We start from the raw sequence: 9,540 nt of genomic DNA on the forward strand, positions 1-9,540 counted from the left end.
CGATAAATCGGCAGGATAGCCGATTTACACAGCGTAAGCTGCCCACCGGGCAAGCTACAGGGATGTAGCTTGTGAATAGTGGTTCTCTCAAAGAGCATACAAAAATGCCCCCTCTTTACCAAAAAGAGGCGGCTTTTCCGCAGTAGGTCAGTGGTAAGTCCGACAGGCTGCTAGCCAACAAGCAAGACTTTTTTTGCCGCTCGAAACTCAGTGACGACGGCCGTCCCCCGACCGGAAAAACTGCCGATTGCCATCTCGCCAGGCACCAGAGCGGGCTTGGCGGTAGTCTCCGCCACTGCGATGGGACGAACGACCGTGCTCAAACCGACGCCGCCCGTCCCCATGCCCTCGATAGTCGTGCCTCCAATAGCCAGGGGAACGGTCGTAGTGGCGTGGACGGTAATGGTGCCTCGGCGGAGTATAGTGCCGATGCGGTACATAATGCCGCGAGCGTCCAGGTATGTAGCCATAGGGCGCATAGCTGTAGGGCCCGCCGAGGTACAGGCTAAAACCGTTACCGTGAATGGCGGCGCCACTAAAGAAGATGCCTACATCCACATCCGCCCGGGACGGGCTGGCAATCAGACTCAATGCCAGCACCCCTGCGCTCAATAATCTGATCTTCATGGCACAACTCCCGTATTCGCAGTTACCTCTAAGACCCTTGCCAGCGGTACGAGTTGCGCGATCAATTTTCAACCGGACTTAAGCCCTGATTCAGCTGTTCAGGCATCTATGACGCTATGACCGGTTTCAGGGGCGGCGTAGAGCAGGCAGTCACTACAGGCAATCAGTGGGTTGCTGGTCACCATAAAAAGTTTCAGCGGCTGGGCGGCATAAAGCCGCTGCCCCTGCACATCGAAAAACTCTGGCAGTACATCGGCGCCGGCGGCATCACGCAGGCGCATCTGGCTGCGTGCCCGCGGCCCGAGCCAGAACAGGAAGGTGCCGCTCTCGACCAGACCAAAGTTATAGCGCTCCAGGTGGCGCGGCACTGTAATGTCCGCCGCAGGATCCGGCTCGTCGGCAAAGGTCAGCTTGGTATCAGGCGCCAGCTCCAACCGCACCGGATGGTGGTACAGATCCATATGCAAACCTTCAGGCGGCAGCTGCGGCACATGCTCTGCCTGCAAAAAACGCCAGATTCCGTCTACTGCCAGCCGATCCGCCGCCGGATCCCGGTTGCCGCCGCACTCGATGGTTGCCACCGGAAAGTCCGGGCGGCTGATTTCCATCAGGGCGCCAAGGCGGATATCGGTAATGATCAGGCGCCGAGTAAAGAGCGCCACCAGGGCTTCATGGGCCGGATCCTCGTGGGTCACCACGCCAAAGGGTGGGTTCATGCCGGAGGTGTTGTGAATATCAATCAGGCACTCGGGCCTGTATTGGTCCAGCAGCGCCAGGGTCTGCTCGGCAAGCTGGCCGGGATTGCCATCGAAGGGCGGGAAAAAGCAGCGATTCAGATCGCGCTCGCCCGGCAACTGGCGCCAGGAAAACAGTGGCGCCTCCAGCGCCGCCGACACCGACAGAATAAAACACAGCAAGGTGACAGCAGGCTGCTCGCCATTGCGCAGCCAACCGTGGATGGCTTTAAGCCCCGAGGGCTCATTGCCGTGCAGCAGCGTACTCAGCGCCCGGCAACGGCTCGGGTCACGCCCCTGCACAATAATCAGGGTGGGCCCATCAAGCTGACGCAGGAACTCCTCTGGCGTGCGGGCAATGTCCGCAGGGGTGGGGTCACGCAGAATTGTAATGCTGTCGTCTGGCATCAGTGCATGTCCGTCCATTGTGCAACAGGCTGGTTAAGATCGGCACGCACACGGTAGCCCTCAAGCATGGTCTTCAACGCGCGGTGCCGGCTAAGCCGGCGGTTCAGGCGCTCCACCTGGAAAAGTTGCCAGGTCGCCCCCGTACAGCCACGCTCAAGTCGTTGTTCAATAATGCCGAGATAGTGCCCGCTTTCCGCCGCATCTATGCCGATGCGTTTCAAGCCCTGTGCAGCCAGTGGCAAAAGCTCATGCGCCAGCCGGGTTGCCGATACTTCTTCCAGCCTGCGCTTACAGGACGACGGCCACAGCAGCTTCGCCCTGATACCCATCTCGGCGCTGCGGTAGAAATTGTGCTCCAGCATGGCAAAGGGCAACCCTGGCATTAGCTCGGCAATATCGCCCCTCAGCCCCTCCGCCAGCCCAATCAGAAAGGCGGCATTGGCCATCATGTCGCAGGCCGTGGGGCCTGCCGGCAAGGCACGCATCTCGATGCGCAGATGGCCGCCACAGCTGTCGTCATAAATAACCCTGTTCCAGGGCCAGATCGTGCCCTGATGCAGGCGTAACTCATGCAGCTTTGGCAGACCTCCGTTTTGCACCCTGGCCATATCATCCTCAACCTCCTGACACACCGGCAGGAGCGCGTCATGCAGCAGCGCCGATTCGGCAAACAGCTCGTAGGCTCCGTCGCGCACCCATCCGGTACCCAGATTCACCCGGGAGGCCCTGCGGCTGCAGTTCCCATTGCTGCTGTGCCCATTACCGCCTGGCCCATTGCTGCCGGCGCCATCGATGGCATGTTTGAACAGCGGGATCCGCGTTTCATGCCACAAGCGATGCCCCAGCAGAAAAGGAGAGTTCCCGGCGAGCGCCAGCACCACAGGGGTTGCCAGTTGCATGGCATTGTAGGTATCGGAAAAATCCGCCGGCCGCACGCGGTAGTGCAGCTGCAAGGAAGTATTGGCACCTTCGAGCGTCACATCACGAGCCCTTAGCGAGATAGGTTCGTCGCCATTGATGCGCACCTGAATGCGTTCACCGCGAATGCGACTCAAGCCATCCGTCAGCGCCCGATAGCGGCACTGATCCGTCATGACATGGGGGCCAAAATCACGACGGCGCAGCGTCGGCAGAATACCTATTGCCAGAATATGGCCCCCGTGGGCCAGCGCTGATTGCTCCAGCGCCGCCACAGCGGTGCGTATTTCGGCTTCGATACCAGAAAAAGGCGTGCCCTGAATGGGCACCGGTGTGAGGTTGTATTCCAGGTTGTAGCGGTTGAGTTCCAGCGTCAGCTGAGGATCGGCCCTGGCATTTTGAATTTCGCTGTTAACCAGTAACGGATGGCCATTGTGATCGACAATGCAGAGCTCAAGCTCAGCGCCCAGAGATCCCGGGCCTTCGCCAAAACCGGGCCTTTGCAGCAACGCCTTCAGCGCCTGCAGATTGCTCCCCAGGCGCTGGTAGAAACCGCTGAACTCCTGCGGCGTGAAGCTGGACTTGTCGATCTCGAGTCCCATGACCGTCCTGTACTTTAGGGCATCCCTAAAGCGTAGACAGCGAAGCGCTTAGACTCCAGTCTGGGTGCGCTTCGCCTCAGGCCGCGCCGCGGTTACCATAGATAACATCGACGATTTCCCTAAAGCTGGTCGCACGCTCGGTGATGTCGACCGGAATATGCAGCTTGCGGGCGATATCACTGGCGGAGATGATGCCGCAGATCTGTTGATCTTCGGGCCGCACGACCAGCATGTGCTGGGATCCAACATCCTGCAGAGTCCTTAGCACGTCACCGATACAGCAGCTGCTGACCTGCTGAATCGACAGCCCGGCCAGTTTCGCGCTCGGCGTCATTACATCGGCAATGCTCAGCTCGTCGCGCCTTAGTCCCTGGCTCTGGGCAATGCTCAGCACCTTGCGGCTCTCCAGATCCATCAGACTGATAATGCCGCGGAATTTCTCGCTATCATCCATCACTATGACCGAGCGCACGTGGGCTTTTTTCATCATCATCAGCGCATCGTTGATACCCACATTAAGCTCCAGCGCCAGCGGGCGCGTCGACTCAAAGCTGGTCATAATACTGCTCGCCGGGCTATCCAGGCTCAGGGTCTCGCCATCGGGCGTAGACAGATGGCTGTAATCACGCAGGGACAGGGTTTTGAGTTCACGGTAAGTACGCATGGCAATAGCCTCCCTCTGGTACCAGGAGCCTGCCCGAAAATACTCAACCTACTGCGAACCACCTGAGTTTGGCTGCTTTTTGTGCTGTTTTTTACTCGTCGCAAACTCCTCGGTCTGCGACCCCGCTAAAGCGGTTCTTTACACTGCGTTCCAAGTGTTAAATAGAACCACTATTCGTCTTAAAACACCGCAAAAATCAGTTCAAATCAGCCAGCTCTCGCTACGGCCAGTATTAGCGGGCAACCTCCTAGCCAGAGTAATCATTAAACGGAAAGTAAAAATACTCAGGTTCAGGGATCAGGCTACGGCAGGCGGTGCTCGGGCATGTTCAAAGGTACAGGGGGCAGGTTGCCAGCCCAGAATCGGGCCAACGGGGGAATACTGCAACGCGGTTGTGGCATGCGTTGAAAAAGGTACTGCAGGGCCAGGGTCATCGTCACTGGCACTATTGCCGCTGTCCAGCCGCGGGCCATCGGCATCTGCCCGGCTGTCCGCGATTTCCATTGCCTGCAAACTGGCGACTGAAACTGCGTCTGTGACCGGCGATTTTGGCCACAGCGCCACAAAGCCTGCGAGCAGCAACAGGAAAGTCAGGTGTAGCAAAGTGGTACAGCGGCGACTGTCGGTTGACGGTCGATCCGGCAAGCAGGTGTGCATCAGTTGTTCAGTATCCCAAACGGTGACAGGTACAGCCTTCGACACTATCCCTGCCGCAAGTTCCGGTCAATGTTTGCGGTAACAAAAATGCTGCCTGAGCTCTTTTAGCTACACGCAGCCACGCTGCACCATAGTCGCTGTTAGCGGCCGATTCGGTTAAGCTACGCTTCTTTTTTGCAATTCGAACCGGGTCGCGCTGGCGGCTCACAGGTAACTATGAGTACGTTTAACGCCCTCGGCCTTATTGACCCCCTGCAGCAGGCACTGGCGGAGCTGGAATACCGCAGCCCCACCGCCGTGCAGACCCAGGCAATACCCGCCATTCTGAACGGTGCCGACCTGGTGGCCGAAGCCCAGACCGGTACCGGCAAAACCGCCGCCTTCGCCCTGCCCATACTGCAGCACCTCGGGGCCGAGTCTGCCTCTGATGAGATTCGCCCGATACGCGCTCTGGTGCTGGTTCCCACGCGGGAACTGGCGCTGCAGGTTGCCGAAAGCATGGATGCCTATGGCCGTTACCTGAGCCTGCGCACCATTGCGCTCTATGGCGGCAGCCGGGTGGAAAGTCAGATCGACCGGCTGAAGCGCGGCGCCGATATACTGGTGGCAACACCGGGTCGATTGCTGGATCTGATGCACCAGGGCATCTTCGATCTTCGCCAGCTGCAAATGCTGGTGCTGGACGAAGCCGACCGCATGCTGGATCTGGGCTTTATTGAAGATATTCGCCAGCTGCGCAAAAAAATACCCCGCAACTGTCAGACCCTGCTGTTCTCGGCCACCCTGTCCGAGGCCATCGAAGAGCTGGTACCAGAGTTTCTGCAAAAGCCCACCTGGGTGCGGGTCACCAAGCGCAACTCCACCGCCAAAACTGTACTGCAGTTCGCCTATGCGGTGGATCAGTCCGACAAGTGCGACGTGCTCAGCTACCTGATTCAGGGCGGGACATGGACTCAGGCGCTAGTGTTCACCCGCACCAAGAAACGTGCCGACATGGTGGCCGACTACCTGCAGGCCGAGGGTATTGATGCCCGCGCACTGCATGGCGACAAGCCACAGCGCGAACGCGTCGGCGTACTGCGCGACTTCAGCCAGGGCAAGGTCCGCATTCTGGTCGCCACAGACGTGGCCGCCCGCGGCCTGGATATCGACTCACTGCCACGGGTGGTCAATTACGACCTGCCCAACATGCCGGAAGCCTATGTGCACCGCATTGGCCGTACCGGACGTGCCGGCGGCAAGGGTCAGGCCATATCCCTGGTATCCCCGGATGAAAAGCGCTACCTGGTCGCCATCGAAGCCCTGATCGGTCGCCCGCTGTCAATCAAGCCTGTGCCCTACCAGGGCAGCAATGCCGCCGACGATAACCACAGCCTTCGCGCCTCGAAAAACTCACGCCTGCGCGCCAAGATGAAACCGGTACCGGTTAAAGCCGCCCCGGCACCCATGCCCGAAGTCGACGACACCGACACCCGTGCGGTGCGGCCGTCCTTGCTGTCAGTGTCCAAAAAACGCAAGAAGTAATATTGGCGCAGTGCACCACTACAAGACGCAGGGACGCGTCAAAATTACTGGCATGAAGCAAACCCCATATAATTCAGCACGCACAGATTCCCAGGTGCGCCCGATTATATAGGTGACGGATCATAAACCAGAGAATAAATTTAATTCCCGGATAAAGAAAAGGGCCTACAACCGTTTTCCGACTAAATAGTTACTGGCACAAACAATTTTTATTTTCGGTATTTTTTAGTGTCTCTTTTACACGCAAAACACCACCATTACAATCTCCCCTGAAAAACAAATACCAACAAAACAATACAAAAAATAATTGGCACTATATAAATCAAAAAACTGTATCCAATGATAGTTTCTTTAAAAATAAACGTAATTAATAAAACCGCGCTCACTAATAATGCATTTGTTTTTAAAACTCTGCTAGCAACCTCGGTACAATCTGAATTAACCTTCGATTTGCACAAAAGCCATAGAGAATAAATAAAAAAAACAGAAGACATAAAAACGGCTAAGCATAAGCCAATATAAATTATTGGAACTATCCCATCCATATCTAATCCTTTATTATTAAAAATATGACGAGGAAAAATATAATTATTTTTTATCTTCTTTCACACAACCATGTAATAACGCGAAAGAGGCTGCAAATAAAAACTATATGACTATAATCCAAAATATGTATTCTTCTGGGAAACCACAATTATCAAAATCCGATGAAGATATAGTCATAGCCAATTATAAATCCGGACATTTTAGTCAGATAAATAAGGATGAAAAACACTATCCCCGGCAATTGATAAATAAATTAACACGCAAAATAGGAATCAACACTTTTATTTCGAAATAGATAAAGCCAAATACAAACATCAATCGCCACATAGAATGAAAACTCAATGAAAAATAGGCTTATACTACTTCGAACTGACGATAGTAGTAATGGGGAGGAACAAACTATAATCCAGCCAAAAATATAACCCCAACGTGACATATTATATCTAAAAATCATCGCGCATGACGCAAAAAAAATAGGCATTGAACAGAGTATTACGCCGAACTTCCCATAACTATTAAGAGCAACATTCTCGATATAGATCGGATATTCTGAGTCGATAAAGTCAGTATAAACTGACAAAACCGACAATAAAGGCGCCAACAAACCAACTAGTAACAATCCTTTTAGTAGCATTGGCATATTATTAAAGTTTTCTTTAACAAATCTCATAAAAAATCACCTTTACGAAAAATAACTTATGGACTAAGATCTTGCCCCTCCCCAAAAATATGAGATAAAACATAAAACCTGACACCGAAGCCAGTGAGTGATGCCATATTATAATAACCAGCCACTCGGAATATTAATTGATTATATGAAATAATTTTAATCTCACTTTTAAACCACGAATAAATAGGATCTCTTCCTATTGATCCGTCACACCATAAAAATTAGCGAAAGCGCATGAGTTTACTGTCTTTTATTGCGTTCTAATTGGCCTTAGATCAATGATAAAAATTGAAATTCTTCGTGTATTTATCCGCTGGACCAATAATCACCAATAGCATTTTACCTTAAAGATAAATTTTAGCCTCGAGTAAGTATTAACAATAAAACATATTTATAAGTAATTAGAAATATATGTAATAGAAAAGGATAACACCATTGACAAAAATATTAAAAAACGTTCACCCCATGTAAAACTAACACGTTCCAGCCCAACAATAATATTTACAATACTTTTATTCTCTCTACGAGAAGCACGAATAAGTATAGGCAATGATATACCAAAAAAAATTAAGGCCGCCAATATAAAGAACCAAAAATTATATTCTATCATGGCTTTTCCTTTTTGAGATAATAGACCGAATACCTCAAGGTAAATCAATGGCCTTCCTTACATCATAGCCGTATGCTGAGTTCCAAAATACCTTCACACCTTTTTTTTATATGTAGTTCATTAAAATCATTCTGTCTCACTGTTATAAGAATAGCGAATAATCTTTATAACCCCGCCCCTTTAGAATAAATTTTATTTGAAGTTTCGCTACCAACCTCCAAGATACCATACTCAAAAAGTGAAATAGAAAATATCTTATCTGACGCCCACTTTAGTATAGATTTAATTCCTGCAGAGTTAAACCTATACTTATCTATAAGTAAACCATTATCATTTAAGTCTACTAATTCAATTTTTACATTCTTATTACCTTTTCGAAGCATGCTACCGTGATCTCTAGTAGACACCGTTACTGTTACTTCATATATCCAACCAGACTCATGTGGCTTATATTTCTCAGGATAAACAAATTTCTGAAAGGAATACTGCTCGCCACCACAACCTGTGACAAGCAGTCCAATATGAGCGAAAAATATCAATACTCTCACCGACATCGATATACTGCAAGTCCACGCCCCCAGTAGAAAATATCGAACTCTATAAACTCTTCAGTCTTTTCCCCCAAGTCATCATCATACCTAGCATTTGTAGTTCCAGGCTTTTATTCGATGGTTAAGTATCAACGATACGATTGGTTTGGGAAAGTCAGCCAGATGATTACAAAGCCTTTACTTTTATTATCATTTCAATCAACAATAAGACTTTTAATTACCATATTATCCTCGCCGAACACCTCGACCACCAAAAAACCCTCCCCTTTAGACCCACCAATAGAAAATTTATATATTCTATATTCAGGTCTCGTTCGAGAGGAATTTACAGTAGTCTTACCTCTAGTATCAAAAACTATATTCATACCGATATTAGATATTACTTCTTCTTGTTTAACAGCCCATTCTTCAATATTAGATACTATTGGATCAGACCTATAAAAAATTTGAGATAACAACTCCATAAACAGGGCGGATACAGACAGTACAATTAGTAGCTTTTTCATAGAACCTACCAGTTAGTATAGCTTCCAACCTAAACCGCTACCGAAATTCCAAATATAGCCCCTGCCGCTCCTTTGTTGAGCGACACTGGATCAGAAACGGAAGTATATCCTCCCCCCTCCTTCTCAATGAGTTACCACATTACCTGTTGCAACAGTAGCATTCGCTACAAGCTCAAATGGACCGACACCTACCCCTGCTGAAGAATTGAAGGTCGTTCGTGCAATATAACCTGATCCACACTCTTCTGCATGAGGTGATGGTATACCGTATTTGTCGTAGCTATTAACCCGGTGGATAAATACATCGCTCATGCTGCATACAGAATGTGTCCTGCCCGGAAATATGTTTTTACTCGTTCTGGCCGACGTTGCAATGTGAGCATGCATGATCGAGTGCGTTTCTTCAGGTCTTCAATCGAGCGGACCGCCGGACCACTGTGCACCATGTTTTTCAGGTCGCAGTTCAAGTATTCATCCGGGTTCAGTTCAGGTGAGTACGCTGGCAAAAAGAACACTTCCAGGT

The 9,540-nt window shown here is 50.7% G+C and carries 9 protein-coding genes; 1 reads left to right on the forward strand and 8 read right to left on the reverse strand.

Features of this window, described 5'->3' with window-relative positions:
- Nucleotides 1–207: 207 nt before the first annotated feature.
- From MPRO_RS25615 to MPRO_RS00785, 5 genes are all read right to left on the reverse strand, one after another.
- A complete protein-coding gene (locus tag MPRO_RS25615; protein WP_158651707.1) occupies nt 208–627 on the reverse strand; it encodes a hypothetical protein in 420 nt (139 codons plus the stop codon).
- Between the two features lie 98 nt (nt 628–725).
- Complete coding sequence (locus MPRO_RS00770; protein ID WP_067285913.1) at nt 726–1,769, reverse strand: M14 family metallopeptidase; 1,044 nt, start codon at nt 1,767–1,769, stop codon at nt 726–728.
- Entirely contained in the window at nt 1,769–3,289 is a 1,521-nt protein-coding gene (locus tag MPRO_RS00775) for a glutamate-cysteine ligase family protein (protein WP_067285915.1), read from the reverse strand. The genes MPRO_RS00770 and MPRO_RS00775 overlap by 1 nt, the downstream gene beginning before the upstream one ends.
- Nucleotides 3,290–3,365: 76 nt before the next feature.
- Nucleotides 3,366–3,953 carry a CBS domain-containing protein gene (locus tag MPRO_RS00780; RefSeq protein WP_067285917.1) on the reverse strand — a complete coding sequence of 196 codons (588 nt, stop codon included), beginning with the start codon at nt 3,951–3,953 and terminating at the stop codon, nt 3,366–3,368.
- Between the two features lie 297 nt (nt 3,954–4,250).
- Entirely contained in the window at nt 4,251–4,610 is a 360-nt protein-coding gene (locus MPRO_RS00785; RefSeq protein ID WP_067285919.1) for a hypothetical protein, read from the reverse strand.
- A 216-nt stretch (nt 4,611–4,826) separates the two neighbouring features.
- Here MPRO_RS00785 and MPRO_RS00790 point away from each other — a divergent pair, with 216 nt between their 5' ends.
- Nucleotides 4,827–6,134 (forward strand): DEAD/DEAH box helicase, encoded by a 1,308-nt coding sequence (locus MPRO_RS00790; protein ID WP_067285921.1) that lies wholly within the window; start codon nt 4,827–4,829, stop codon nt 6,132–6,134.
- A 1,990-nt stretch (nt 6,135–8,124) separates the two neighbouring features.
- Here the strand turns inward: MPRO_RS00790 and MPRO_RS25620 are convergent.
- The 3 genes from MPRO_RS25620 to MPRO_RS24920 form a co-directional block, all read right to left on the reverse strand.
- Nucleotides 8,125–8,514 (reverse strand): cadherin repeat domain-containing protein, encoded by a 390-nt coding sequence (locus MPRO_RS25620; RefSeq protein ID WP_158651708.1) that lies wholly within the window; start codon nt 8,512–8,514, stop codon nt 8,125–8,127.
- A 191-nt stretch (nt 8,515–8,705) separates the two neighbouring features.
- Complete coding sequence (locus tag MPRO_RS00795; protein WP_067285923.1) at nt 8,706–9,017, reverse strand: hypothetical protein; 312 nt, start codon at nt 9,015–9,017, stop codon at nt 8,706–8,708.
- Between the two features lie 308 nt (nt 9,018–9,325).
- Nucleotides 9,326–9,540: transposase (locus tag MPRO_RS24920; protein WP_173645486.1), on the reverse strand; the 215-nt coding region annotated here is incomplete at its 5' end.

The sequence above is a fragment of the Marinobacterium profundum genome (genome assembly GCF_001528745.1).
GTDB lineage: Bacteria > Pseudomonadota > Gammaproteobacteria > Pseudomonadales > Balneatricaceae > Marinobacterium_A > Marinobacterium_A profundum.